The organism is Aurantiacibacter gangjinensis (genome assembly GCF_001886695.1).
Taxonomy (GTDB): Bacteria; Pseudomonadota; Alphaproteobacteria; order Sphingomonadales; family Sphingomonadaceae; genus Alteraurantiacibacter; species Alteraurantiacibacter gangjinensis.
On sequence record NZ_CP018097.1, the window covers coordinates 406,135 to 430,184 of the forward strand.

The window sequence follows — 24,050 nt, forward strand, 5'->3', positions numbered from 1 at the left end:
GGGGCTTTTCGGCTGCGGCGTAAAGCGTTAGAGGCTTCGCCCCATGGACCACGCACCCGAGACCACTATCGTCGATACTGCGCGCGTCTGGTGCGATGGCGCCGGAGACATTCGCGGCGGCGAGAATTACAAGCCAGCCAGCCTCGGACATCCGCGCGTATGGATGCAGATCGACGAAAGCGGCTTTGTCGATTGCGGCTATTGCGACCGCCGCTTCATCTTGGAAGGCGGCGCGGCCGATGACGGCAGCGTGCCCGATGCACGCGTAGCCAATGGCAAGCCGCTGCCCCATGGGAAGGGCCCGCAAGAACAGGATGTTGCCGGCCCGGCAGGCTAGGCGGCGGCTCTTCCAAGCGGAACGAAAGCGAGTCAGGACGGGTTCACGGAAGGGGTGATAGCCTCGCTCGATCCTAGGAGACGTCACATGTTTAAAGCTCTCGCTTCCGCAGCCGCCGCCGCTTCCCTTGCCCTTGGTGCAGGCGTCGCACTCGCCGACGAAGACGAGCGCGCCGAACGCGCAGAGAACGCCTTTGCCGAGCTGGTGGAAGGCCGCACCGCCGGAGAACCGCGCACCTGTATCGTCACTATCGGGCGCAATGATCGCATCCGCATCGAAGAAAATGTTGGCGTCGTTTACGAGCGCGGCGACACGATGTGGGTGGCCCGCGCGCGCAATCCGGAAAATCTCAGCTATTGGGATGTGCCCATCATTGAACGCTACGGCTCCTCGCAATTGTGCCGTCAGGATATCATGCGCACCATCGACCGCAGCACGGGCATTTTCAGCGGTGTGATTTTCCTCGATGATTTCGTGCCCTACACCCGGAACGACGACGCCGACGCCTGATTTTCGCGGCCGTGCTCGCATTGCGGCCATGGGCGGCCGAAATTCTGTATGTCTGGTTTCATAAATTAGGGCCTTCCGACTGGTGGGGCGGCAACGAACACGTTGATTCAATGCTTCGGCGCCGCTTCGCGCGTGAATGGGCAATGCTATCTGTCCGCCCGCCCGGCGAATTTACGGGCGATGCGCAAATGGCGCTCGCCGCCGTGCTGCTGTTCGACCAGGTGCCGCGCAACATCTTCCGCGATGATCCGCGCGCTTACGCTACGGACGGACTTGCCCGAATGATCTGCAATTCCGCATTCGACCAAGGCTACGACCGCGCACTCACCGGCCCGCAGGCGCAATTCCTCGCCATGCCGCTGATGCATAGCGAAGACATCATCGACCAGCGCCGCGCCTTGCGCGTCTTCGCCCACGTCGACGGTGGCAGCGCGTTCTCGCATGCGCGTTCGCACCATCGCATGATTGCGCACTTCGGGCGCTTTCCGCATCGCAACGAAGTGCTTGGCCGCACCAGTACCGAAGCAGAGCAACGCGCCATCGAGGCGGGTTTTGCGTGGTAGCGCCTATTTCGGTTTGACGAGCTTTGCCGGGCGCGCCCGCTGCGCATCGGCAAACAGGCCGTAGGTGCGGTTCACATAGTTCGACACATCGGTGATGGAATCGAGATAGGTTTCCAGCTCTTCGGTCATTTCCTGTTCCACCAGCCGTACGCGCGCGCCGGGGTTTTCGGTCTCGAAATGCACGTAGAACCACGGTCCGCCGCGCGTCAGTTTCAGCGGCTTGGTCACGTCATACCATTCGAACGCCCACGCCATGGGGCGCGGCCAGATGTGGACGGGGAAGCGTCCGCCCATCTGCACGCCGGGGCGCTGTTCGGGAAACCAATGCAAATGCGGCGCGGTCTGCACGACCCAGCACGGCTCGTCCGCCACGAAAACGTAAGGCGCGGTGAACTGGATGATCGGCCTGTCGGGATGCCGCCATTCGCTGGGCGGTTGCACGATGAACAGGTTCGCCCGGCCCTGCGGACGCATGCCCGATTGCTCGCCCTTATTGTCGACCAGTTGCAGTCCGCCTTGCTGGTTGCGGGCAAAGGCCAGCTCGATATCGACGGGGCAGGGAATGACGAAGTGCCGCCTGTCGAAGTCGATCGCGGCGGGGCACGCCTGAATGCTCTTGGCGCTGGCAGCTTTGGGGTCGGATCGGCTGAAACCTTGCGGCGGTGCCCAGATCGCGCCGCCCTTGCCATCCCATTTCACCGTCCAGCCAACTGTCACCGTGCGCGACTTGCCGCGCCCTTCGGCTTCGGCAGCGCCAGCATCTTCGGCGAAGTAATTATCCCAGCTCATCCATCTCCTCGCGCTGCACGCTGGCAGCATAATATTCGCACAGGTCGGATACCGGGCAGGCGTCGCATTTGGGTGCACGCGCCCGGCAGATCCGCTTGCCGAACTGGATGAGCCAGAAGTGCCCGTCGCGCAAGGCCCAGTCGGGGCTGCGGTCTTCCAATTGCTGTGCGGTCTTGTCGGCGGTTTTAGCTGCGGTCAGCCCGATGCGATTGCATACGCGGTGGACATGCGTGTCGACCGCGATCACATCCTGCCCGAACGTGAAGCTGAGCACGATGTCGGCGCATTTGCGCCCTATGCCGGGCAGCGACAGCAAGCCTTCGCGCGTATCCGGCACCACGCCGCCATGCTCTGCGAGCAAGGCCATGTTGAAGGCGCGGATGTTGCGCGTCTTCATATTGTAGAGCCCACACGGCTTGATCGCGGCGGCGATCACCGCATCGTCCAGCGACAGCATCGCCTCGGGTGTATCGGCCAGTGCAAACAGCGCCTTGGCCGCCTTGGCCGTGTTTCGGTCGAGCGACTGGGCCGAGAGCATGCAGGATATGCAGCTGCGATAGGCGCTGGGCTGGCCCTTCGGCCCTTTCGCCCCGCGCGTTCGCCCCGGCATGGCTTCGGCCAGCCGCTGATAGACCTCCTCTACCTGGCGCTCGGTTATCACGCGGGCAGCGTATCCTCGACCTTTTGCAGGGTCGGGTAGTCGGTATAGCCTTCGGCCCCGCCGCCGTAATAGGTGTCCGGATTGTCATCATTATAGGGCCCGCCTTTGGCGACGCGCTCGGCAAAGTCCGGATTGGCGAGCCACAGCCGACCGAACGTCACAGCGTCGCATTTGTCGTCGGCGATCCACTTTGCGGCTTCGTCCGGTTCGAAATTGCCATTGGCGATGAACGGCCCGTCGAATGCCTCGCGCATGGGCGGTACGATATCGTCTGTCTTGTCGGCATCGCCGCCCGTGTGCGAATTGGGGCGGATGACGTGAAGATAGGCCAGCCCGCGCCCGCTCAGCAGCTTTGCCGCCGCGGGGTAGGTCTCGGCGGGGTTGGCGTCGGACGTGCCGCCCGGGCCGCCCATGGGCGACAGCCGCACACCGACGCGCGCGGGCGTCAGCTCTTCGCACACCGCGCTCACCACTTCGTCCAGCAGGCGCAGGCGGTTTTCGAGGCTGCCGCCATATTCGTCATCGCGATTATTCGTTTCGGAGCGGATGAACTGGTCGATGAGGTAATTGTTGGCCGCGTGCACCTCCACACCTTCGAAACCCGCTTCGGCAGCGCAGCGGGCGGCGTGGCGGTAATCGTCAATGAGTCCGGGAATCTCATCAGTGCGAAGCGCGCGCGCTTCCTCGAACGGCACTTTCGGTCCGTCCTCGTGCAAATCACCGACAAAGGCCTCGCCCTCGGGCGTCCATGCACTGGCCGATACAGGCTGCCCGCCATCGGGCTGAAACACGGGGTGCGAGATCGCGCCCACATGCCACAGCTGGCAGAAAATGCGCCCGCCTTCATTGTGGACGGCATCGGTGACCGGCTTCCAGCTTTCGACCTGTTCGTCGGTGAAGATGCCGGGCGTCCAGGCATAACCTTGGCCCTGCTGGCTGATCTGCGTCGCTTCGCTCACGATCAGGCCCGCCCCGGCGCGCTGCGCATAATAAAGCGCGTGCAGCCCCGTCTGTGTGTTCGACCCGGCATCGGACCGGCTGCGGGTGAGCGGTGCCATCAGCATCCGGTTGGCCAGCGTTATCTCGCCCATTTGCAGCGGCTTGAAGAGCGAACTGAGCGACTGGTCGGATGGCATGATGGGGGCTGTCATCGAAAGAAATCTCCTTTGCGGTTTCCCCTCTCAACACCGTCGCCTTTCCAGACGTTCCGAAACGATGGCTAGCGGGTGGCTTTTGCAGTGTCGCAATCCGCGCTGATCGGACAGCGATCACAATACAGGCGCGCCGGGCGGCAGTGGACCTGCCCCACGCGCTTCACCAGCAGGTGATGCTCGTCGATATCCGCAGCGGACCAATCCTCGGGCAGGATTGGCATCAGCGCGGCATATGCGCGCGCGGTGTCCGCTCCCTGCGTGACAAGCCCGACCCGCTGCATCACACGGCGATGATGGCCATCGATCACCAGCTGCCGTCGCTCGAAGATCGACGTGTTGAGCACTCCTGCTGCTATCTTTCGCCCCACACCCGGCAGCGCCTCCAGCCACGCCATCGCCTCCTCGTCCGGCAGGTTGGACAAGTGCCGCATGTCGACTGCGCCGCGTTCTTCGACGATGGCAGTGAGGCATGCCGTGATGCGCTCAGCTGCGACTTTGGGAAAGGTCTGATTGGCGAGCAGAGCGCGCAATTCGCTCGCATCTGCCTGCGCCACCGCTTCCCACGATCCGAAACGCGCCAGCAACGCATCGGTGGAAGCGTTGGAAATGCCCGTCTTGGTCTGCGCGCCGATGACGCCCTGCACCAGCGTCCACACCGGATGGCGGCGCTTGTCGTCTGGGCGCTCGATACGGCCGAATGCGGCGATCAGTGCCGTATGAATGCGCGCCAGCCGCGCGGTGCGCGGATCGGGGCCGAGCGGTAGCTCCCCCGTCATCATCTGCGCCTATTGTCGCAACTGTCCGCGGATCGCGCCATCTGGGTATTCGGCGGTGTGGACATTGACGTAATAATTGGAGAGGCCTTCATCGAAGGCGCTCTGCACCCAGTCCGTGTCGCTGCTGCATCCGCGCCAGCCACCTTCGGTCGCCTGCCGGAAAGCCAGCACCACGGGGCCGTTCTGGCCCGCCGCGCCGCGATGGATATGCGCGCCGGTGATCGGGCCGAGGCCCGCAATATCGTTAAGGTCCCAGCACACGCGGGTCAGCTCGTCGGCGAAGGTGATTTCCGCCGTGGCGTAGCCATCGGGATCGCCCCGGCCCACCTGGTTCGATCCGCGCAGCTCCGCCTCATATGTCACGGAGGTCCGCTCGAGATAGGCCTCCTCGATGGTCTCGCATCCGGCAAGGCCCATGGCGGCGAGGGTAAAGGCGGCGAGGCCGACGGTTTTCAGGCGGATTGTCACAGGGCGCTCCTTTGCTGAGAGATCCCCATGGCAACGAGCGCTGTCAGCCGCCGTTCCCTTGACGCCGCAGCAGGAGCCCGCCGACAGCCAGCGCCGCGCAGGGCAGCCATATCCACTTCAGCTCCGATACCAGCGTTTCCAGCCCGCGCGCGGAGAAGAAATCCGCGCCGATAGGCGATACCCGCACCGGCGTGACGGGCGCGAAAATGCGCGCATTTTCGAACGGCCACCACAGCGCCGCACCTAGTCCGCCGTTCGTGAGTGTGTCGAGCAGTCCGTGGCTCGCCATGGCAAAAGTGAGAAACGCAAAGGCAAAAAGACTGCGCGCCTCTTTCCATAGCGCAGCAGTGACGGCAGCGATCATCGCAGCAAAAGCGATGGAATGCGTCGCCCCGCGATGCCCCCACGGGTCGCCGTAATCGACGCCCAGTGCAAAGCCGATCACATCGGCATCGGGCGCGACCGCCAGCACCGCTCCGGCGATGGCGATTTTAGGTGAAATTCGATCACGCCCAGCCGCAGCAGCCATGGCTAGCGGGACGATCGCATGGGTCATGATGGTGGGCATGGGCTAGTCGGAAATCGCAATTACCAACGAGCGTACGAATATGGGTGCTGATCGCTAGCGTTACTGCGGGCAAACCCGTCCAAGTCAGGAAACAGGGTCAAATCTCGAATATCGAAGGACTCCCTCAAAATTGTGAGCGATTTTTCTTTAATGGAAGGAAAAATAGGTATGGCGAGAAAGTCCTCTCGTTCCTTCTCGAACCGGAGGCTCCCCATCGCGTTATCAGACACCGCGCTGTAGAGAAATTGAGAATGTTGTGCTGCGATTCGTGGTGAAACATCAGGAGGCTGCCATGTTACCGCGTGGCTGAACTTTGCTAAGCCTTGGACCACGTCGTCATAGCTTTCCGGCTTTGGCTCTCCCTCATACCCCCCGAGAGTGAAGCTGTGAAAACCCAATAAGATGCCAGTCTTTTGAGGCTCAGTAGAACAAGCAAAGAAAAGACCCACAAGCGCGCTTCGCGTGGCATCCAGCAGTCTAGTGGCAGCACCATGATGCTGTAGCCTTGCGAGAACATCGAAATCACTCAGATCATGCCCGTCGAAAAAGTTATAGCCTCTGTGCTTCGCTCGCTTGATTAAGCTTTTTTCATACCACTCAATGTCTCGATCCGTCGGCTTTGCTGTTTTGGTCTTTAGTCGTCTATATGCAGAGCTATCAATCCTCCAATCAATGCTCGCATGACCGCGCCACATCCATACATTGTTACCCTTCGGCTTCGGCGGCTCCAGAATCATACTAAGCAATTGGTTGAACGATGTCGGGGCGTCCAGTTTTCCAAACAAGTCGGATTCTTGAATACGCATTCGAACTACCAATTCTTTTATAAAGTTTTTTTGCTAAAGCGGGTGCCTCAGATGCGCTCGATGGATCACTCCCATTCAATCGTCCCGGGCGGTTTGCTGGTGTAGTCGTACACTACGCGATTGACGCCCTGCACCTCGTTCACGATGCGCGTGGCGCAGCCTGTCAGGAACGCCGCGTCGAAGGGGTAGACATCCGCCGTCATGCCGTCGGTGCTGGTGACCGCGCGAAGGCCGCAGACGCTGTCATAGGTGCGGCCATCGCCCATCACGCCCACGGTCTTGACCGGCAACAGCACGGCAAAAGCCTGCCAGATCGCATCATACAAGCCGGCGTTACGAATTTCCTCGAGGTAGATTGCATCGGCCTTGCGCAGGATGTCGCAGCGTTCTTTCGTCACTTCGCCCGGAATGCGAATGGCGAGGCCCGGGCCGGGGAAGGGATGGCGGCCGACGAAGATGTCGGGCAGGCCAAGCTCGCGGCCCAGCTCGCGCACCTCGTCCTTGAAGAGTTCGCGCAGCGGCTCGACCAGCTTCATGTTCATGCGCTCGGGCAGGCCGCCGACATTGTGGTGGCTCTTGATGGTGACGCTCGGCCCGCCGGTGAAGCTGACGCTTTCGATCACGTCGGGATAGAGTGTGCCTTGGGCGAGGAAATCCGCGCCGCCGATTTTCTTCGCTTCTTCCTCGAAGACATTGATGAATTCGCCGCCGATGAACTTGCGTTTCTTCTCGGGGTCGGTCTGGCCGGCAAGGCCTTTCATGAAGCGCTCTTCGGCGTCCACCACCACCAGCGGGATATTGTAATGGTCGCGGAACATGGTCTCGACCTGCTCGCGCTCGTTGAGCCGCAGCAGGCCGTGATCGACGAAAACGCAGGTCAGCTGGTCGCCGATCGCTTCGTGAATGAGAATGGCGGCGACGGAGCTATCCACCCCGCCCGACAGGCCGCAGATGACCTTGCCATCGCCCACCTGCTCGCGGATTTCCGCGATCTTGGTGTCGCGATAGGCGGCCATGGTCCAGTCGCCCGCCAGCCCGCAAACCTTGTGCACGAAATTGGCGAGCAACTTGCCGCCATCGGGCGTGTGGACGACTTCGGGGTGGAACTGCGTGCCGTAATATTTGCGCTGTTCGTCTGCGATGACCGCGAAGGGCGCACCATCGCTGGTGGCGACGATTTCGAAGCCATCGGCAAATTGCGTCACCTTGTCGCCGTGGCTCATCCAGACCTGGTGGCGTTCGCCTTCCTGCCACAATCCGTCGAACAGCGCGCAATCCTTGGTGACGGTGAGGAAAGCACGGCCGAATTCGCCGCCCTCACCGGTCTCATGCCCGGGCCGCACTTCACCGCCCAGCTGGTGCGTCATCACCTGCTGACCATAGCAAATGCCGAGGATCGGCAGGCCGCTGTCGAACAGCACTTGCGGGGCTCGGGGCGAGCCGTCATCGGGCACGCTGGCGGGCGATCCCGACAGGATAATGCCCTTGGGCTGCATGCGCTGAAACGCCTCTTCCGCCATGCTGAACGGAGCGATTTCGGAATAGACGCCCGCCTCGCGCACACGGCGTGCGATCAGCTGGGTCACCTGGCTGCCGAAGTCGACAATTAGGATGGAATCGGGCCTGATATCGGAGTCGTGATCTGCGTGCATGGCCGCGCTCTGCCCAATGCGGCGAACGCTGTCCAGCATCGGCGGAAAAGTGCGCCCGGACGGTCAGTTGCAAAACACGCAACACTTGTCGATTATTTCACAATTGAAATATAATCGAACCCGCGCCACATGCGTTTCGACGAGGCGATCCGGGCCTAACCGGACCGCTTCGAGACTATATCAAAGGACATGTAACCATGCGCAACGCTGCCGCGAATATCCTGGCATCGCTCGCAGCTGTTACCGTCAGCACTTTCCTGCTGCTCGGCATCATCTGAGGCGCGATACTACGCAATTCCAACTTCGGGCCCGGGGGTGACCCCTCCCCCTTCCCCCTACAGCCTCGGGCCTACCAAATGGCCGCTCCGCGATCATCGGAGCGGCCATTTTCTTTTGGCGGAAGATTAGGAGCCGTAGGCGGTCAGAGGCGAGCGAGAAGGGCGTCCATCGCCTCGCGCTGGTCGGCGCTGGCAAATTCGCGCATCTCGCTGATGATCGTGCGCGCTTCGGAATTGCGCCCATTGGCGATCAGCGCATTGGCATAGTGCCAGCGAATTTGCAGGTTGCCGGGCTGTGCCTGGTAGGCATCGGTCAAATGGCGCAGACCCTCGCTGCGATTGCCGTTCTCCAGCAATGCCCAACCCAGCGTATCGTCAACGCGAGGGTCGCGCGGTGCGAGTTCATGCGCCTGGCGCGCGAAGGTCACTGCCCTGCCTGTCTCGCCATTGCGGACCGCGGCCATGGCGGCATTGTTGAGGATGACGGCATCGTTATCGCCGCCCTGCTCGATAAGCGCTGTGTAGAGGCGCAGCGCCTCGGCATTGTCGCCCGCCATCAGCGCTTCCTGCGCAGCGCGTGCATTGGTGGCGAAGCTTTCCGGGCGCGCATCGCCCAGCCGCGCTGCGAAACGGTCTTCCTCGCCCAGCTCTTCTGCCAGATGCGATGCAAGCGCCAGCATTTGCGGCGTCGCGGTGGCGCTGTCGGCAAGCGGTGCGACCCGATCCCACGCATCACGCGTGCGGCCCTCTTCCTGCAGGATGCGCGCCAGCACGGTTGTCGCATGGACATGGCCGGGCTGCATGCCGAGGAATCGCTCGAAATGGCCCATCGCCTGCGCCGGGAAACCGCGCAGATAGGCGACTTCGCCCATCAGCAGGCGGCCCTGCGGAATCCGGCCGATCGCGCTTTCGCCGCTCTGCAACACCGCATGCGCCTCATCCAGATCGCCCTCGACGAAGGCGATCTTGGCTTCGAGCAGCAGCGCCATGGGATGGCCGGGCGCGACGGCGAAAATCGATTCCAGACGACCCTGAGCGTCTTCGAGACGACCCAGATCAGCTTCGACGGCTGCCAAAGCGAACAGCGCGCCGATGTCACTGGGATGCGCCTCATGCGCGCGGGCGTAGAATTCCAGCGCACCCTCGTGGTCGGATCGCTGTGCGCGCAATTGCCCCGCCAGCATCAGCGCTTCGAGATTCTCGCCATCGGCTGCCAGCGCGCGGGTGGAGTAGTCCTTCGCCGCATTCACCTGCAATTGCGAGAGCGCCATCCCGCCGCGCAGCGCGAGCAGCATGGCGCTGTGCGGATAAGTCTCTAGCGCGGCATCGGCCCGGGCAAAAGCCTCCTCTGTCCGCTCCAACTCTCCGAGCGCGCGGATAGCGGCCCATTCACCCAGCGCGGCGGGCGCAGCATCGGCCTGCGAGATCGCCAGCTCGTATTCCTCGCGCAGCGAGGCGGCATGTGCGCTGAGCGCCAGCACATCGGTCGGAGCCGTGCCCTGATCCTGCAGCATGTCGATCACACGCTGCGCGGATTCGCCATCGCCCAGCGCCAGCAGCGTGCGGACATACAAGTCGGCGGTTTCGGCAGACGGGTTCTCGCCCTGCATCGCTTCGGCCAGCGCCACGCGGGCCGTGCGATAGTCGTGCGCTTCGTAAGCTGCCGCGCCCTCGGCAGCCGGATCGCCGCCTGCAAAACCGCAGGAAACCGTTGCCAGAGCCAGAGCGGGCGCGAGAAGAATTTTGCCGATTTTCATGAGCGCGATCCTTACGGAAAAGGCTTTAAGGACGGGTTAGGATGGCAGGTACGAAAAGGGCGGCCAGTCTCGCGACTGCCGCCCTTTCGCTCGTCAGTGTGACAGTCCGCCTCAGGCAGCGACCTTGCGGCGGCGGCGCATGCCCCATGCACCCAGCAGGCCGAGACCGAACAGCGCGAGGCCAGCGGGAGCCGGAACCTGCGTCGGCGCATGTGTCAGGTCGAAATTGATGTCCCAATGACGCAGCGCATTGCCGTGCGGGTCGAGGATGTTGAGCCATGATGAGCCGCCGAAATCGCGGGTGAAGTCGTTCGCGCCCGGGCCGAACTGGAACACGGTGTTTCCGGCGAACGGATCCATCGGATTGAGCGTAAAGATCTGGCCGCCGATCATGATCGTGCCCATCGCGTCGGTGAAATAGTCCTGCGTGGCCGGATCGTAGGGGCCGCCGCCCGCCTTGTAATCGAAGCCGGTACCATCGAGCGTGTCGAGCAGGCCGGACAGCGTCAGGTCGAGCGTGGCGACTTCGCCCAGCTGGTTGATCGCCGTGCCAGTAAAGGTGCCGGTGCCATTGTCGGTATCGACCGAGAACGTCGTGCCGTCCTGGAAGGCGTAGCGCTTGTTGCAGCTGTCGGAGGTGAAAGCGTTGTTGGTCCACAGCCCATGCGGGCAATTGCCGCCGGTCGCATTGGACACGTCGTAATTGATGACTTCCGCCTGAGCGGGCGCTGCGAAGGCCATGGCAATGATGGCCGCGCCGGTTGCGAGTTTGATCTTCATCACGATACCCCGTTCGATAAATCCCTGTTGCGTTGACGATGCAGCAACCATGCGACGCGCGTCATCGCCATCGATTCGCTGTGGCTGTCTCGCATTGGGTCACTTCCTGCTGGCCGGCAGGAAAGCGTAATAGGCGGTGGAAAAGCGGCGCAGGCAAGCGCTCCAGCCTTTCTGAACGGGGCGGCAATGCCTATATCGTGAAGCATGAGCGACACCCCCGAAAAAGCGCGCCAGAACGGCGAATACAGTTCCGATAGCATCAAGGTCCTGAAAGGCCTCGACGCGGTGCGAAAGCGCCCCGGCATGTATATCGGCGACACCGACGATGGCAGCGGCCTGCACCACATGGTGTTCGAGGTGAGCGACAACGCCATCGACGAGGCGCTGGCAGGTCATTGCGACCTGGTGCTGATCGAGCTCAACCCCGACGGCAGCGTGTCGGTGGAAGACAACGGACGCGGCATTCCGGTTGACATCCACAAGGAAGAGGGCGTCTCCGCGGCAGAGGTCATCATGACCCAGCTTCATGCGGGCGGGAAGTTCGAGAACACCAGCGACGACAACGCCTACAAGGTGTCGGGCGGCCTGCACGGCGTGGGCGTCTCGGTTGTAAACGCCCTATCCGAATGGCTGGAGCTGGAAGTTTGGCGCAATGGGAAAAGCCACACGATGCGCTTCGAGCACGGTGACGCGGTGAACTCGCTTACCATTACGGGCGATGCGCCGCCGGTGGAAAGCAATGGTGATGATAACGGCCTCAAGAAGGGTACGCGCGTCACCTTCATGCCCAGCACCGACACGTTCAAGAACGTCACCGAGTTCGATTTCGAGAAGCTGGAGCATCGCTATCGCGAGCTCGCTTTCCTTAATTCGGGCGTGCGCATCCTGCTGCGCGACAACCGGCCCGAGGAGCCGATTGAGCACGACCTCTTCTACGAAGGCGGCATCGCAGCCTTCGTCAAATGGCTGGATCGCAACAAGCAGCCACTGGTGCCGGAGCCGATTTCCGTGTCCGCCGAGAAGGACGGGATCGGCATCGATGTCGCGCTGGAATGGAATGACAGCTATTACGAAAACGTCCTCACCTTCACCAACAACATCCCGCAGCGAGATGGCGGCACGCACCTCGCCGCTTTCCGCGCGGCGTTGACGCGCACGCTCAACAACTACGCGACCAGCTCCGGCCTGCTGAAAGGCGGCAAGATTTCGCTGTCCGGCGAGGATATGCGCGAAGGGCTGACCGCCATCGTTTCGGTCAAGCTGCCCGACCCCAAATTCTCCAGCCAGACAAAGGACAAGCTGGTCAGCTCCGAAGTGCGCTCTCCATTGGAAAGCCTGATCGGCGAAAAGATGACCGAGTGGCTGGAAGAAAACCCCAACGACGCCAAAACGATCATCCAGAAGATCATCGATGCCGCCGCCGCTCGTGAAGCGGCCCGCAAGGCGCGCGAGATGAGCCGCAAGGGCGCGATGAGCGTCGCCAGCCTGCCCGGCAAGCTGTCCGATTGCCGCGAGCGCGATCCGGCCAAGTCCGAAATCTTCCTGGTCGAGGGTGACTCCGCAGGCGGCTCGGCAAAGTCGGGCCGCGATTCCAAATATCAGGCAATCCTGCCGCTCAAGGGCAAGATCCTGAACGTGGAACGCGCGCGTTTCGACAGGATCATCAGCTCCAAGGAAGTCGGCACGCTGATCCAGGCCATGGGCACAGGCCTTCGCGACGAGTTCAACTTGGAAAAGCTGCGCTATCACAAGATCGTGATCATGACCGATGCCGACGTGGACGGCGCGCATATCCGCACCCTGCTGCTCACCTTCTTTCACCGCCAGATGCCCGACATCATCAAGGCCGGACACCTCTTCATCGCCCAGCCGCCGCTGTTCAAGGTCGCCAAGGGCAAGAGCGAGGTTTACCTGAAGGATCAGGGCGCGCTCGATCGCTACCTGGTGACGGCGGGCCTCAATGATCGCGTGCTGGAAACGGCAGGCGGTGCCCGCTCCGGCGCAGACTTGGCAGACCTCGTCGATAAGGCGCTATTGCTGAAGAACCTGCTCGCTTTCGCGCCGAAGAAATATGATCCGGCAGTGATAGAGTCGATGGCGATGGCGGGCGCGCTGGGGCCGGACATGTCGGTTGCTGATCGCAATACCGCGCTTTCGCAGGCCGCCGCTCAGTTGCAGCTAGGCGATGGCGAAGCCGAATGGTCGGCCCGCGTTACCGATGATGGAGATGTACGCTTCGACCGCGTATGGCGCGGCGTGGCCGATGTCCACCTGATCGACGCCAAGTTCCTCGACAGCGCAGAAGCGCGCAAGCTGCACAAGCGCGGCATCGAGCAGGCAGACACCTACGCGTCGCCCACCAGGCTCGTAAAGTCTGGCAGCGAGCAAGCTGCGCCTGTCGGCGACAATCCAGACGAAACCGATGCGGATACGCCCGCCTTCGATCCTGACACGGCGATTACCCGGCCCACGCAATTGCTCGAAGCCGTCATGGCGGCAGGTCGCCGTGGCCTCTCCGTCAGCCGCTATAAGGGGCTGGGCGAAATGAATGCCGAACAGCTTTGGGAGACGACGCTGGACCCGGACAATCGCGAATTGCTGCAGGTGAAGGTGGAAGATGCCGACGTGACCGATGAGATCTTCACCCGCCTGATGGGCGATGTGGTCGAACCGCGCCGTGAATTTATTCAGGACAATGCGCTGAACGTCGCGAATTTGGACGTTTAACGTCTAGCTCAGCACTCGATTACGTTGACGGCCAGCCCACCCTGGCTCGTCTCCTTGTATTTGCTGCTCATGTCGAGGCCGGTCTGGCGCATCGTCTCGATCACCTGATCGAGCGACACGCAGGGCTGGTCTGCGGCCACCAGCGCCAGCCGCGCTGCGTTTACCGCCTTGACTGCGCCGACCGCATTGCGCTCGATGCAGGGGATTTGCACTAGCCCGCCGACAGGATCGCAGGTCAGGCCGAGATTGTGCTCCATGCCGATCTCGGCGGCATGCTCGATCTGCTGCGGCGTGCCGCCCCATGCCGCCGCGAGGCCTGCCGCCGCCATGGAGCAGGCGACGCCCACTTCGCCTTGGCAGCCCATTTCCGCCCCGGAAATGCTGGCGCGCTGCTTGTACAGCATGCCGATACCTGCCGCCGTCAGGAGGAAACGGCGCACCCGCACGCGGTCGCAGCCATCCTCGGTTTCACAATAATGATGCAGCACGGCGGGGATGATTCCCGCCGCGCCATTGGTGGGCGCGGTGACGACGCGGCCCCCGGCGGCATTCTCCTCGTTCACTGCCATGGCGTAGACATTGAGCCAGTCGAAAATGCGTTCGCTCTCATTCGCGCCTTCGGTCGTCTGCAATCGCTCGAACAATTGGGGGGCGCGGCGTTTGACGTTGAGGCCGCCGGGCAGCTGGCCGGGGCTGGTCAGCCCGCGGTGGATACAGGCGCGCATCACATCCCAGATCGCATCGACGGCTGCCAGCGTCTCTTCGCGCGGGCGGATGCAATCCTCGTTCGCCAGCACGATCTCGTCGACGTTCAGGCCCTGCGCCTGGCAGTGTTCCAGCAAATCGCAGGCCGAACCGAATGCGAATTGCGGCGTCGGCCCCACATTGATGAGGTCATTCTCCGCCTTGTTGGTCAGTTGCCTCTCGCTGGCGATGAAGCCGCCGCCAACGGAATAGTAGGTGACATCCAGCAGGATCTTCCCAGCACCATCGAAGAAGCTCACGCACATCTCGTTTGGATGCAGTTCGGGGAAGATGTCGCCGCGCAGGTCGATATCTCTGGCAGGATCGAACGCGATTTCACGCTCTCCGCCGAGCAGCAGGGTCTTGCGCGCTTTCACGGCCGCAACGACGGCGTCTGCCTCGTCCGGGTCGATTGCGTCCGGCACCTTGCCGCTGAGGCCGAGGATGCTCGCCTTGTCCGCGCCGTGGCCGATGCCGGTCAGCGCCAGCGATCCGCGCAATGAAACATGGGCGCGTGCCACTTTCTCTAGCAGCCCTTCGCCCCGCGCGTCCTCGACTGCACGCAAGGCAATCCGCATCGGCCCGACCGTATGCGAGCTGGACGGACCGATGCCGACTTTGAAGATATCCAGAACCGAAAGCACGCGCGTATTGCCTCATCCCCGGGTCGCGGCAGGATGGCCCCGACCAATCGTTTCGGCTGTTACTATTTCCGTGACCGCCTGTCACCGACCATTGCAGCGCCTTCGCTTTCACCGCATGAAGATGCGGTCACAAATGGGGGAGGACCGAACATAATGCAGGATGCGCAGGCGAAGGGTCTGGAGAATGCAGGCTTCCTGCTCTTTATCGCGCTGGTCACGCTGGCGCTCTTGTTCGTCGTGTGGCCGTTCGCTGCGCCGCTGCTCTGGGCGACGCTGGCGGCGATCATGTTCCAGCCGCTCTACCGCAAGGTCCTCGGCTGGCGGAAAGGCCGTGAAAGCCAGGCAGCCGGGTTGGCGCTGCTGGTTATCACCATCGCCGTCATCATTCCCGCTTTCATTCTGGGCAGCATCGTCGTCGGCGAGGCGGTGGGCGTGTTGACCGCGTTCCGCGAGGGCGCAATCGACGTGTCGACCTGGCCCGAAGCGGTGCTGGCCGCCCTGCCCGAAACGCTGCGAGCCCCGCTGGCGGATGCCGGATGGAACGATCTGCCCACCGTTAGAGAACGAGCGCAGGATTTCGTCGAGCAGAGCCTCGGCCTGATCGCGCAGCAGGCTGTGGCCATCGGCGGCAGTGTATTCGGCTTCGTGCTGGCACTGGGCGTGGGACTGTATGTGCTGTTCTTCCTGCTGCGCGACGGCAGCCGTATCGGCCCGCAAATCCTCGCCGCGCTTCCCATGCCGCACGATATCGCCGTGCGGATGGGCGACAAGTTCCTCGCCATCGTGCGCGCGACGATCAAGGGCTCCATCGTGGTGGGCCTTGTGCAAGGCGCGCTCGGCACGCTTACCTTCTTCATCGTCGGCGTGCCGTCCGCCATCCTGTTCGGGCTGCTGATGGCGATCTTCTCGCTACTACCCGCGCTCGGTCCTGCCATCGTGTGGGGACCGGTGGCGATATACCTGCTGGCGACAGGCGAAATCTGGCAGGGTGTGGTGGTGATCGCATCGGGCGTGGCGGTGATCGGCATGGCGGACAATGTGCTGCGCCCGATACTGGTGGGCCGCGATACCGGCATTCCCGACTGGGTCATCCTCGTCACGACGCTGGGCGGCATTGCGCTGCTGGGCCTGTCGGGCATTGTCATTGGCCCACTTGTGGCAGGGCTTTTCCTCGCCGCATGGTCCATACTCGCGGAACAACGCGGAGTCGTGCTGGAGGAAGAGCATGCGGACATCGAAGAAACGGCATAATACGGCGCTGGCGTTTGCCGCAGCACTGACGAGTGTTCCAAGCGCACTTGCCGCGCAGGAGACGCTGGACGAGACGATGTGCCGCAATGGCGCGTTCTCCGGCGACGGCGACATCCAGCGCGGACGCATCGTGGGCGATGGACGGGCCTATCTTCTGGATGACATGGATGGCTGCCCCGAAATTGCGGAATGCCGGCAGCTTGGCAGCCCCTATCTGGTCACTGGCAACGAGGTGCTCGTCAGCAAGATCCGCATGGATTTCGCCTGCGTATACTACAAGGCAGAAGTCGGAGGCAGTGCGGGCTATGTCCCGGTCGAGCGGATCGAGATGATCGCGACGGATCTCCTGCCCGCAGCGACAGACTGGACCGGCTTGTGGGACGACGGCGCTTCCGCCGACATCACGATCAGGCTTGGCGATGACGGACCCTATGCCACGGGCAATGCCGTATGGCCTGGCCGGAATGCCGACTCCCAATACGGCCCCAATATTGGAGAGCTGGACGGGCGGCTCACGATCCTCGGTCGCCGCGCGCGCTATGATGATGGCTATTGCCGGGTCGACATAACCCTGTTGGGGGACATCCTGGTCGCGCATGACAATATGCGCTGCGGCGGCATGAATGTGACATTCCGGGGCGTTTACAGGCGGCGCTGACAGGGGGCCGGCCTTGCAATCGGCAGCCCCTGTACCCGATATGATAGGCATGAACGGCTTTCGCGCAGCACCGGGATCATCACAGGAACAATTCGGCAGGCTGCTACTAGCCGCCTTGTTGATCCTGTTCCTACCCGCGCTGCCTTTCGGCTATGTCCTGATCTACCCCTTTCACATCCTCACCACGTGGTTCCACGAGATGGGCCATGGGCTGACCGCGCTTGCTCTTGGGCATGGATTTAAAGAACTCGTCATCCTGCCCGACGGATCGGGCTGGGCATCCTCGCGGCTGGCAGTGGATACGTCCGGCTTGTCGCACGCGCTCATCGCCATGGGCGGACCGCTGGGGCCGAGCGCGGTCGGGGCTCTGCTGATCCTCGCCAGCGCCGCGCGCAAATACTGGCGACCTACGCTGTTCGTGCTCGCCGCCGTCATTGCGGTCTCGACCCTGATCTGGGTGCGCAGCCTGACCGGATGGATCGTGCTTCCCGCGCTGGCCGCGGGCATAGCGCTCATCGCGTGGCGCAGCCGTGACAGCGTGCAGCTTTTCACGCTGCAATTCCTCGGCGTGCTCGCCGCCCTCTCCATGTTCCGCGACTGGGATTACCTGTTCAGCGAGAGCGCCGTAATCGGCGGCAATGTCATACTGTCGGACACCGGCGCGATGGAAGCGCATCTGTGGCTGCCGCATTGGGTATGGGCGAGCATCATCATCGGCCTGTCGGGCTGGATGATCGGCGCGAGTCTGAAATACGCGCTGTCGCGCTGCTTTTAGCGGTCGCCCTCGCGCACTTCGCTTTCATCCACCAGAAACCACACGCAGGCCGCCGCTCCAAAGGCAAGGGCGCTGCAAACCCATGCCGTTTGCGAGAACCCACTCACCAGCGTTTGCGGGTCGGCCTCTCCGCCCGTCAGCACGAAGCCGAGCAGCGCGGTAGCGATCAGGCCGGCTGTGCGAGAAATGGCATTGTTTACACCCGAGGCGATGCCGGTGAAGCGGTCGGCCACGGCATTGATCACCGCCGTGGTCAGCGGCGCGACGCTGGTCGCCATGCCCAGCGCCATTACGATGAGGCCGGGCAATATGCCGGTCCAATAGCTCGCTTCCGGCCCGTTCATGATTGCCATCAGCGCAAAGCCCGCGCCCACCAGCACCGGCCCGATGGTGAGCGTCCGCCTGATCCCGAGCTTGGTCGCCAGCCCGCCGACGCGGCGCGACAGCAGGCCCATGATGAGCGGAAAGGGCAGCATCGCCGCCCCCGCGCCGGTCGCGCTGTAGCCATAGGCATTGATCAGCATCAGCGGCAGCAGCACCAGCAGCGCGCCCAGCGCGGCGTAAAGAAGCAGCGTCAGCAGCGAAATGCCGGTGAAGGAGCGCGAGCCGAAAATGCCGAGCGGCAGCATCGCCTTCTGCCCCTTTTTGTGCTCGACGACGACGAAGCCCGCCAACGCAGCGAGGCCCAGGCCCAGTGCACCCAGATTGGCAGCGGCAAACCCGCTCTCCGGCAAAGCGACGAGGCCATAGACCGCCGCGCCCAGTCCCAGCGTCACGAGCACCGCGCCCGGTATATCGAGAGGTGCGCAATCCTCTTCATCCTCGCGGCTTTCTGCTATGGAGCGGTAGCCGAAAGCAAGCGCCGCTGCGGCCAGCGGCAGGACAATGGCAAACGCCCAGCGCCAGTTCTGCCAGTCCACCACCACGCCGCCCGCCAGCGGGGCGACCGCACCGGCGATCGCGCCTGCCGCAGCCCATGAGCCCACCGCCTTGCCGCGCTCCTCGCCGGAAAAGGCATCAGCAAGGATGGCGAGGCTGTTTGGTGCGATCAGCGCTGCGCCCAAACCCTGTACCGCGCGGGCTGCCAGCAGCCATTCCAGCCCCGGCGCGAACACACAGGCCACTGTCGCAGCGGCATACAGCCAAAGCCCCAGCATAAAGAACCGCTTGCGCCCATAGCGATCGCCCAGCGCACTGCCGACCAGCACGAGCGCCGACAGCGGGAGCAGGTAGGAATTTACGATCCATTGCAGGCCCGCAGCGTCGGTGCCGAGATCGGTCTGCATCTGCGGCAGGGCGACATTGACGATGGCACCCATCACGAAGGCGAGGCTGGAGCCGAGAACCGTCGCGATCAGGGTGCCGGTTTGCGACGGACAGGTGCCGCTGCCCTGCCGCCCCTGTGTTTCGTCGCATGGCGGCGCAACGGCGATGGCCATGGCTCAGCCCTCCTTCTCGCTTGGCGGCATGGGGATGAAGGCCGATGTCCGTGCCTTGTAGCGCTCATATTCATCGCCGTAGCGTTCGCTCATGCCCTCCTCGGTCAGCGCCGCGCCCGACCATTTGACGAGCGTGAAGGTCAGGAAAATCGGGCCGATTATAGTCCAGATCACGACGCCGGTGTCGACACTCATCGCGACCAGCCAGATGCCCCACCACGCGCAGGCATCGCCGAAATAGTTAGGGTGGCGGGTATAGCGCCACAGCCCGCTATCCAGTACTTCGCCTTCGGGGCGATCGCTCGCCTTAAAGCGCGCCAACTGCCAGTCGCCGACCCATTCGAAGAAGATACCGGTGAGGTAGAGCGCCAACCCCAAATAGCTGAGCCACGACAGGGTGTCTGTCGGCCCCGCTGCAAGGATACCGACCTGCGCCGGGCTGCACACGGCAAACAGCAGTACGCTTTGCAACAGCCATACTTTCCAGAGCGCGGTACGGTCCCAGTGCCCCTTCTCGCGCGCATCGGCGAGCATGTCCTTATAACGCTCGTCCTCGCCATTGCGCAGGAAACGGCGCAGCAGGTGAATGCCCAGCCGCACGCCCCAGGCCACGACCATGACCAGCAGGAGCGTCGCCAAGGTACCGCGCTGATCCAGTTGCCACCAGCTCAGCGTAGCCAGCACGGCCATGCCGAAGCCCCATACGCTGTCGACAAAGCTGACCTTGCGGATCGCCAGCGATATGAGCCAGAAGCCGAGAGCCGCCGCCAGCCAGATGGCGGCATTCAGGCCCAGCGCTTCGATCACTCTACAGACTCTCTCTGTCGGCCCGGACTGTCCAATTCGCCGCGCGCTTGCGCCGCCAGCGTGTCAAAACGCGGGCAGTGCGGCATTTGCGTTTTGTAGAATGCCGCGATCTCTTCGAGGTCGGCGTGAAAATCGCCGGTCGGCATCACCGGATCGCCCACCACGCCCACGCCCGTTTCGATATCGAAGCTGACCGGCACGATCGGCACCTGCGCGGCCATGGCCATGTGGTAGAAACCGCTGCGCCAGCGCCCGTCGCTTTCTCGGCTGCCTTCGGGAGCGATGACCAGCGCCAGCTCGTCCGCCTGCGCAAAAGCGTCGGCCACCGCCTGCACGTAGCCACCCTTGCGCGAGCGATCAACCGGCGTTCCGCCCATATCCTTCATGAAGCGCGTCATCGGCCATTTGAAGAGCGTGTGCTTGCCCAGGAAGCTGGGCTTCACACCCATGTCTCGAACGGCTCCGGCGAAATAGATGAAATCCCAATTCGACGTGTGCGGTGCGCCCAAGAAGATGAATTTGGGAATATCAGGCGGGCTGCGGCGGACGGAAAAGCCTTTCATCCGGTAAAGCCATATCAGCGCGCGCCATACAAAGCGGGAGAGAAGGGTCGGTTTTATCTTATGTCCCCGTTGCGATAAGTGACCCTGCCCTAACTCGACCGGATTGGAAAGCCGTGCCTTTCGTGCAGGGCTGCAAGCAGAGCATCCTGCGTGTTGACGAAGCCACCTTCAGGAAAGGCGAGCGCGGGGCAGTTCTGGTTGTCTTCACCCAGTGCCTCGACCACCGGAACGCGAGGTTTTGTCCACGGCACGCGGATGACGTTGAGCCTCGCGCCAAGCTCGGGAAAGAGCGCGAGCAGGCCGTCCACCTCCACACAATCGCGGCAGAAATACTCGCCGTCGTCGTCGGTGTAGCTGCGCTCGAGAATGAAGAGGGTGTCTTTGGCCATGGTCATCCTGTCGCGCTGTGCCATTCGAACGCGGAAAAATGGGACTCACCGCGGACATAGGCATCCAGCACAACTGCCGCCTCCTCTCGCGAAATTCGGCTGCCAGCAAGCGGCGGGGGCCCGGAGAACATCCGCGCGAAAAACCCTTGCTTGGCATGAGGGGCCGACGGGGCGCCACCTCTGCGATATCCTGCCAAATGACCACCTGCGTCCCTTCGATACCATTCCAGAACGAATGCGCCATCTGTCGCCAGAACATTAAGCTGGTCGTCGGGATCGCGGATGAGGCATATGAAGCGATTTTCCTGATCAGGTCGAGCCGCAACATCGGCAAGCGTAGAACGTATCCATACGGGGGTGGGGTCTACCATCGCCTCGTCTCCGGCAATGATGGCAGACCAGGTCACATCCTGAACACGCCGAAGCGCGGCGTCTCGGGTATCGGCGCTTCCAGACAGGCTGCAAGGCTCAGGCCCAGCACATCGCGCGTTTGCACGGGGTCGATCACTCCGTCATCCCATAGCCGCGCGGTGGCGTAATAGGAGTTTCCTTCGTCCTCGTATTTCTGGCGGATCGGGGCCTTGAACTCTTCGGCCTGTTCCTCAGTCCAGCTGTCGGCGTCGCGATGAACGGTGGCGAGCACGCTGGCCGCCTGCTCCCCGCCCATCACCGAAATGCGCGCATTGGGCCAGGTGAACATGAAGCGCGGGGAATAGGCCCGGCCGCACATGCCATAATTGCCCGCGCCGAAGCTGCCGCCGATCACCACGGTGATCTTGGGCACCTGTGCCGTGGCCACTGCCGTCACCAGCTTCGCGCCGTGCTTGGCAATCCCTTCCGCCTCATATTTCCCGCCGACCATGAAACCGGAGATATTCTGCAGGAACAGCAGGGGGATGCCGCGCTGGCAGGCAAGCTGGATAAAATGCGCGCCCTTCTGCGCGCTTTCGGAAAACAGCACGCCATTATTGGCAAGGATCGCTACCGGCATGCCCCAGATATGCGCAAAACCGCATACCAGCGTGCTGCCGTAATCACGCTTGAATTCGTGAAACTCGCTGCCGTCCACAATGCGCGCGATCACCTCGTGCACATCGTATGGCGCGCGCACATCGTCGGGGATGATGGCGTAGAGATCGTCGGCATCGAATTTGGGCGCTTGCGGTTCGCGAATGTCCAGCTTCGCTTTCTCGCTCTCGCCAAGATGGCTGACGATGTCGCGCACAATGGTGAGCGCATGTTCGTCATTCTCGGCAAGGTGGTCGACCACGCCCGATTTCTTCGCATGGAGCGCGCCGCCGCCCAGATCCTCTGCGCTGATTTCTTCGCCGGTCGCAGCTTTCACCAGCGGCGGCCCGGCGAGAAAGATTGTCCCCTGCTCGCGCACGATCACGCTCTCGTCGCTCATCGCAGGCACATAGGCACCACCCGCCGTGCAGCTTCCCATCACGCAGGCGATCTGCGGGATGCCCTTCGCACTCATGTTCGCTTGATTGTAAAAAATGCGCCCGAAATGGTCGCGGTCAGGGAAGACTTCGGCTTGGAACGGCAAGTTCGCCCCGCCGCTATCGACCAGATAGATGCACGGCAAATTGTTCGCCTCGGCTATCTCCTGCGCGCGCAAATGCTTCTTCACCGTCATCGGGTAGTAGGAGCCGCCCTTCACCGTCGCATCATTGGCCGCGATCATGACCTGACGGCCCGAGACGCGCCCGATGCCTGCAATGATGGAGGCCCCGTTCACATCGCCAGTATACATGCCGTTGGCCGCCAGCTGGCCGATTTCGAGGAAGGGTGAGCCCGGGTCGAGCAACCGCTCCACGCGTTCCCGTGGCAATAGCTTGCCGCGTGCGACATGCTTCTCCCGATGCCGCTCCGGCCCGCCCAGCGCCGCCTCGGCAACCTTGGCGCGCAGCTCTTCGGCGAGCGCCTGGTTGTGCGCGAAACGCGCCTTTGCATCGGGGCTCTCGCGATCGAGCGAAGTCGTCAGAACAGGTGCAGTCATTTTCCCTCCTGAAACGGGCCGTAGCGAGGTCACGGCGCAAGGCCAAGCGTGCGGTTCACGGCTGTCCGCGTTTGTGCCGTCGCCACAATACGATGAGCGCGATCGCCAGCGTAAGATCGAACAGGATCAGCAGCGCCCAGTTCTGGCTCTGGCTGTTGCCGACCAGCCGGGCCGTCGCCGGATCACCGGGCAGATAGCGGATCGGCGCGGTGGACAGGCCCGCCCAGAAATCCGCAGCGCCGTCTTCGATCTTTTCGCGCCCTTCGAAGGTCGTGCCGTCCACTTGGTAGCGATAGATTAGCGTGTCGCCTGTGCTGCGAAAGCCGGAATAGTCGCGAAGCTCGACAATCTCGGCGGTGGTGGGAATACCCTCCGCCTCCAGCGCCGCCGCGATGGCAGCGCCCCGGAACTGCCAGAAGTGTAGACCGGCAATCGCCAGAACGGCGATGGCGATCAAGATCCATGTTCGCAGCGGGGTCTGAGCCGACGTCAGTTTTGCTTTTCCGTCAATCTTGCCGGTCGTCTGACAGTAGAAGCCCCTCGGCATGCAGAGCGCGCAGACACTCATCGTCGTCAATGCGTTCAACCGTCGCCTGCAGGGCTTGGGGGTCGACTGCCGAACAGGGCTGGGCGGGGCCGGCGATCACCTTTTTGCAATAGGCGCAGGTCGCCTCTTCCTTCTGCGGTTCGGCATAGGCCTGTTCGGCCTCCAGCGTTCTGCCCGGCAGGAACCAGATGGCGCGGGCCAGATAGCCGAGCGAGCACAGCAGAACGCCCAGACCGATGCCGAGATTGGCGAAGAACAGTGCGAGATAAAAGCCCTCGTTACTGTCGGCCGAATTGGCCATAAGAGCTGACATCACGCCGATGATGATCAACATCCAGCCGATTGTCGTCGGTGTCGATCCGTCCGGTCTTTCGGTCATACTGCACCTCTCCGTTTTACGCG

At 62.7% G+C, this 24,050-nt stretch carries 25 protein-coding genes; 7 read left to right on the forward strand and 18 right to left on the reverse strand.

The genetic code is table 11. From position 1 onward, the window contains the following. Window positions 1–43 precede the first annotated feature (43 nt). The 3 genes from BMF35_RS02035 (at window position 44) to BMF35_RS02045 (ending at window position 1,410) form a co-directional block, all read left to right on the forward strand. Entirely contained in the window at window positions 44–337 is a 294-nt protein-coding gene (locus BMF35_RS02035) for a zinc-finger domain-containing protein (protein ID WP_047006708.1), read from the forward strand. A gap of 87 nt (window positions 338–424) precedes the next feature. Next, window positions 425–847 (forward strand): hypothetical protein, encoded by a 423-nt coding sequence (locus BMF35_RS02040; RefSeq protein WP_047006709.1) that lies wholly within the window; start codon window positions 425–427, stop codon window positions 845–847. An 11-nt stretch (window positions 848–858) separates the two neighbouring features. Then, window positions 859–1,410 carry a DUF924 family protein gene (locus BMF35_RS02045; protein ID WP_052766006.1) on the forward strand — a complete coding sequence of 184 codons (552 nt, stop codon included), beginning with the start codon at window positions 859–861 and terminating at the stop codon, window positions 1,408–1,410. A gap of 3 nt (window positions 1,411–1,413) precedes the next feature. Here BMF35_RS02045 and BMF35_RS02050 read toward each other — a convergent pair whose 3' ends face one another. The 10 genes from BMF35_RS02050 to BMF35_RS02095 all read right to left on the reverse strand — a co-directional run bounded on the left by BMF35_RS02050 (window position 1,414) and on the right by BMF35_RS02095 (window position 11,099). After that, entirely contained in the window at window positions 1,414–2,199 is a 786-nt protein-coding gene (locus BMF35_RS02050) for a hypothetical protein (protein WP_047006711.1), read from the reverse strand. Next, the gene (locus BMF35_RS02055) at window positions 2,186–2,860 is read right to left on the reverse strand and encodes an endonuclease III domain-containing protein (protein ID WP_047006712.1); all 675 of its coding nucleotides are present in this window, start codon (window positions 2,858–2,860) and stop codon (window positions 2,186–2,188) included. The genes BMF35_RS02050 and BMF35_RS02055 overlap by 14 nt, the downstream gene beginning before the upstream one ends. Then, window positions 2,857–4,011 (reverse strand): alkene reductase, encoded by a 1,155-nt coding sequence (locus tag BMF35_RS02060; RefSeq protein WP_193787613.1) that lies wholly within the window; start codon window positions 4,009–4,011, stop codon window positions 2,857–2,859. Before BMF35_RS02060 ends, BMF35_RS02055 begins: the two co-directional genes overlap by 4 nt. A 68-nt stretch (window positions 4,012–4,079) precedes the next feature. After that, entirely contained in the window at window positions 4,080–4,793 is a 714-nt protein-coding gene (locus BMF35_RS02065) for an endonuclease III domain-containing protein (protein WP_236781538.1), read from the reverse strand. 6 nt (window positions 4,794–4,799) lie between these two features. Next, complete coding sequence (locus BMF35_RS02070) at window positions 4,800–5,258, reverse strand: CHRD domain-containing protein (RefSeq protein WP_236781539.1); 459 nt, start codon at window positions 5,256–5,258, stop codon at window positions 4,800–4,802. Between the two features lie 43 nt (window positions 5,259–5,301). After that, a complete protein-coding gene (locus tag BMF35_RS02075; RefSeq protein WP_047006713.1) occupies window positions 5,302–5,826 on the reverse strand; it encodes a metal-dependent hydrolase in 525 nt (174 codons plus the stop codon). Between the two features lie 20 nt (window positions 5,827–5,846). Further along, window positions 5,847–6,632 carry an FRG domain-containing protein gene (locus BMF35_RS02080; RefSeq protein WP_047006714.1) on the reverse strand — a complete coding sequence of 262 codons (786 nt, stop codon included), beginning with the start codon at window positions 6,630–6,632 and terminating at the stop codon, window positions 5,847–5,849. Window positions 6,633–6,697: 65 nt separating this feature from the next. Continuing rightward, the gene (gene guaA / locus BMF35_RS02085; RefSeq protein WP_047007511.1) at window positions 6,698–8,284 is read right to left on the reverse strand and encodes a glutamine-hydrolyzing GMP synthase; all 1,587 of its coding nucleotides are present in this window, start codon (window positions 8,282–8,284) and stop codon (window positions 6,698–6,700) included. A 421-nt stretch (window positions 8,285–8,705) separates the two neighbouring features. After that, complete coding sequence (locus BMF35_RS02090; protein WP_047006715.1) at window positions 8,706–10,319, reverse strand: tetratricopeptide repeat protein; 1,614 nt, start codon at window positions 10,317–10,319, stop codon at window positions 8,706–8,708. 111 nt (window positions 10,320–10,430) lie between these two features. Then, on the reverse strand, window positions 10,431–11,099 hold the full coding sequence (locus BMF35_RS02095; RefSeq protein ID WP_047006716.1) for a PEP-CTERM sorting domain-containing protein: 669 nt from the start codon (window positions 11,097–11,099) through the stop codon (window positions 10,431–10,433). 204 nt (window positions 11,100–11,303) lie between these two features. Between BMF35_RS02095 and gyrB the strand changes: the two genes are divergently transcribed. Further along, a complete protein-coding gene (gene gyrB / locus BMF35_RS02100; protein ID WP_047006717.1) occupies window positions 11,304–13,826 on the forward strand; it encodes a DNA topoisomerase (ATP-hydrolyzing) subunit B in 2,523 nt (840 codons plus the stop codon). 8 nt (window positions 13,827–13,834) lie between these two features. On the opposite strand, the gene BMF35_RS02105 is transcribed toward gyrB, so the two are convergent. Further along, complete coding sequence (locus BMF35_RS02105; RefSeq protein ID WP_047006718.1) at window positions 13,835–15,214, reverse strand: L-serine ammonia-lyase; 1,380 nt, start codon at window positions 15,212–15,214, stop codon at window positions 13,835–13,837. A gap of 33 nt (window positions 15,215–15,247) precedes the next feature. Between BMF35_RS02105 and BMF35_RS02110 the strand changes: the two genes are divergently transcribed. From BMF35_RS02110 to BMF35_RS02120, 3 genes are read left to right on the forward strand one after another with little or no spacing between them, the layout of a single operon-like run. Next, the gene (locus tag BMF35_RS02110; RefSeq protein WP_236781540.1) at window positions 15,248–16,465 is read left to right on the forward strand and encodes an AI-2E family transporter; all 1,218 of its coding nucleotides are present in this window, start codon (window positions 15,248–15,250) and stop codon (window positions 16,463–16,465) included. Further along, window positions 16,440–17,123 carry a hypothetical protein gene (locus BMF35_RS02115; protein ID WP_156172102.1) on the forward strand — a complete coding sequence of 228 codons (684 nt, stop codon included), beginning with the start codon at window positions 16,440–16,442 and terminating at the stop codon, window positions 17,121–17,123. Before BMF35_RS02110 ends, BMF35_RS02115 begins: the two co-directional genes overlap by 26 nt. Window positions 17,124–17,172: 49 nt before the next feature. Beyond that, window positions 17,173–17,898, forward strand: coding sequence for a M50 family metallopeptidase (locus BMF35_RS02120; RefSeq protein WP_047007513.1), 726 nt, complete (start codon window positions 17,173–17,175; stop codon window positions 17,896–17,898). On the opposite strand, the gene BMF35_RS02125 is transcribed toward BMF35_RS02120, so the two are convergent. From BMF35_RS02125 to BMF35_RS02155, 7 genes are all read right to left on the reverse strand, one after another. Next, a complete protein-coding gene (locus BMF35_RS02125; RefSeq protein WP_047006720.1) occupies window positions 17,895–19,337 on the reverse strand; it encodes an MFS transporter in 1,443 nt (480 codons plus the stop codon). The two genes, BMF35_RS02120 and BMF35_RS02125, sit on opposite strands and share 4 nt — an antisense overlap. A gap of 3 nt (window positions 19,338–19,340) precedes the next feature. Further along, the gene (locus BMF35_RS02130) at window positions 19,341–20,144 is read right to left on the reverse strand and encodes a DUF1295 domain-containing protein (protein WP_047006721.1); all 804 of its coding nucleotides are present in this window, start codon (window positions 20,142–20,144) and stop codon (window positions 19,341–19,343) included. Then, complete coding sequence (locus tag BMF35_RS02135; RefSeq protein ID WP_047006722.1) at window positions 20,141–20,707, reverse strand: 1-acyl-sn-glycerol-3-phosphate acyltransferase; 567 nt, start codon at window positions 20,705–20,707, stop codon at window positions 20,141–20,143. The genes BMF35_RS02130 and BMF35_RS02135 overlap by 4 nt, the downstream gene beginning before the upstream one ends. Window positions 20,708–20,796: 89 nt before the next feature. Further along, window positions 20,797–21,096 (reverse strand): DUF3088 family protein, encoded by a 300-nt coding sequence (locus BMF35_RS02140; protein ID WP_047007514.1) that lies wholly within the window; start codon window positions 21,094–21,096, stop codon window positions 20,797–20,799. Between the two features lie 403 nt (window positions 21,097–21,499). Then, window positions 21,500–23,101 (reverse strand): carboxyl transferase domain-containing protein, encoded by a 1,602-nt coding sequence (locus tag BMF35_RS02145; protein WP_047006723.1) that lies wholly within the window; start codon window positions 23,099–23,101, stop codon window positions 21,500–21,502. 55 nt (window positions 23,102–23,156) lie between these two features. Further along, complete coding sequence (locus BMF35_RS02150; RefSeq protein ID WP_047006724.1) at window positions 23,157–23,558, reverse strand: DUF3592 domain-containing protein; 402 nt, start codon at window positions 23,556–23,558, stop codon at window positions 23,157–23,159. A gap of 49 nt (window positions 23,559–23,607) precedes the next feature. Beyond that, window positions 23,608–24,027 carry a hypothetical protein gene (locus tag BMF35_RS02155; RefSeq protein ID WP_047006725.1) on the reverse strand — a complete coding sequence of 140 codons (420 nt, stop codon included), beginning with the start codon at window positions 24,025–24,027 and terminating at the stop codon, window positions 23,608–23,610. Between the last annotated feature and the right edge of the window lie 23 nt (window positions 24,028–24,050).

Coding starts and splice junctions, on each gene's coding strand:
- BMF35_RS02035 (WP_047006708.1), top strand. CDS start 44: ATGGACCACGCACCCGAGACCACTATCGTCGATACTGCGCGCGTCTGG.
- BMF35_RS02040 (WP_047006709.1), top strand. CDS start 425: ATGTTTAAAGCTCTCGCTTCCGCAGCCGCCGCCGCTTCCCTTGCCCTT.
- BMF35_RS02050 (WP_047006711.1), bottom strand. CDS start 2,199: ATGAGCTGGGATAATTACTTCGCCGAAGATGCTGGCGCTGCCGAAGCC.
- BMF35_RS02060 (WP_193787613.1), bottom strand. CDS start 4,011: ATGACAGCCCCCATCATGCCATCCGACCAGTCGCTCAGTTCGCTCTTC.
- BMF35_RS02065 (WP_236781538.1), bottom strand. CDS start 4,793: ATGATGACGGGGGAGCTACCGCTCGGCCCCGATCCGCGCACCGCGCGG.
- BMF35_RS02075 (WP_047006713.1), bottom strand. CDS start 5,826: ATGCCCACCATCATGACCCATGCGATCGTCCCGCTAGCCATGGCTGCT.
- BMF35_RS02080 (WP_047006714.1), bottom strand. CDS start 6,632: ATGCGTATTCAAGAATCCGACTTGTTTGGAAAACTGGACGCCCCGACA.
- guaA (WP_047007511.1), bottom strand. CDS start 8,284: ATGCACGCAGATCACGACTCCGATATCAGGCCCGATTCCATCCTAATT.
- BMF35_RS02090 (WP_047006715.1), bottom strand. CDS start 10,319: ATGAAAATCGGCAAAATTCTTCTCGCGCCCGCTCTGGCTCTGGCAACG.
- BMF35_RS02095 (WP_047006716.1), bottom strand. CDS start 11,099: ATGAAGATCAAACTCGCAACCGGCGCGGCCATCATTGCCATGGCCTTC.
- gyrB (WP_047006717.1), top strand. CDS start 11,304: ATGAGCGACACCCCCGAAAAAGCGCGCCAGAACGGCGAATACAGTTCC.
- BMF35_RS02110 (WP_236781540.1), top strand. CDS start 15,248: ATGGCCCCGACCAATCGTTTCGGCTGTTACTATTTCCGTGACCGCCTG.
- BMF35_RS02115 (WP_156172102.1), top strand. CDS start 16,440: ATGCGGACATCGAAGAAACGGCATAATACGGCGCTGGCGTTTGCCGCA.
- BMF35_RS02120 (WP_047007513.1), top strand. CDS start 17,173: ATGAACGGCTTTCGCGCAGCACCGGGATCATCACAGGAACAATTCGGC.
- BMF35_RS02125 (WP_047006720.1), bottom strand. CDS start 19,337: ATGGCCATCGCCGTTGCGCCGCCATGCGACGAAACACAGGGGCGGCAG.
- BMF35_RS02135 (WP_047006722.1), bottom strand. CDS start 20,707: ATGAAAGGCTTTTCCGTCCGCCGCAGCCCGCCTGATATTCCCAAATTC.
- BMF35_RS02140 (WP_047007514.1), bottom strand. CDS start 21,096: ATGGCCAAAGACACCCTCTTCATTCTCGAGCGCAGCTACACCGACGAC.
- BMF35_RS02145 (WP_047006723.1), bottom strand. CDS start 23,101: ATGACTGCACCTGTTCTGACGACTTCGCTCGATCGCGAGAGCCCCGAT.
- BMF35_RS02155 (WP_047006725.1), bottom strand. CDS start 24,027: ATGACCGAAAGACCGGACGGATCGACACCGACGACAATCGGCTGGATG.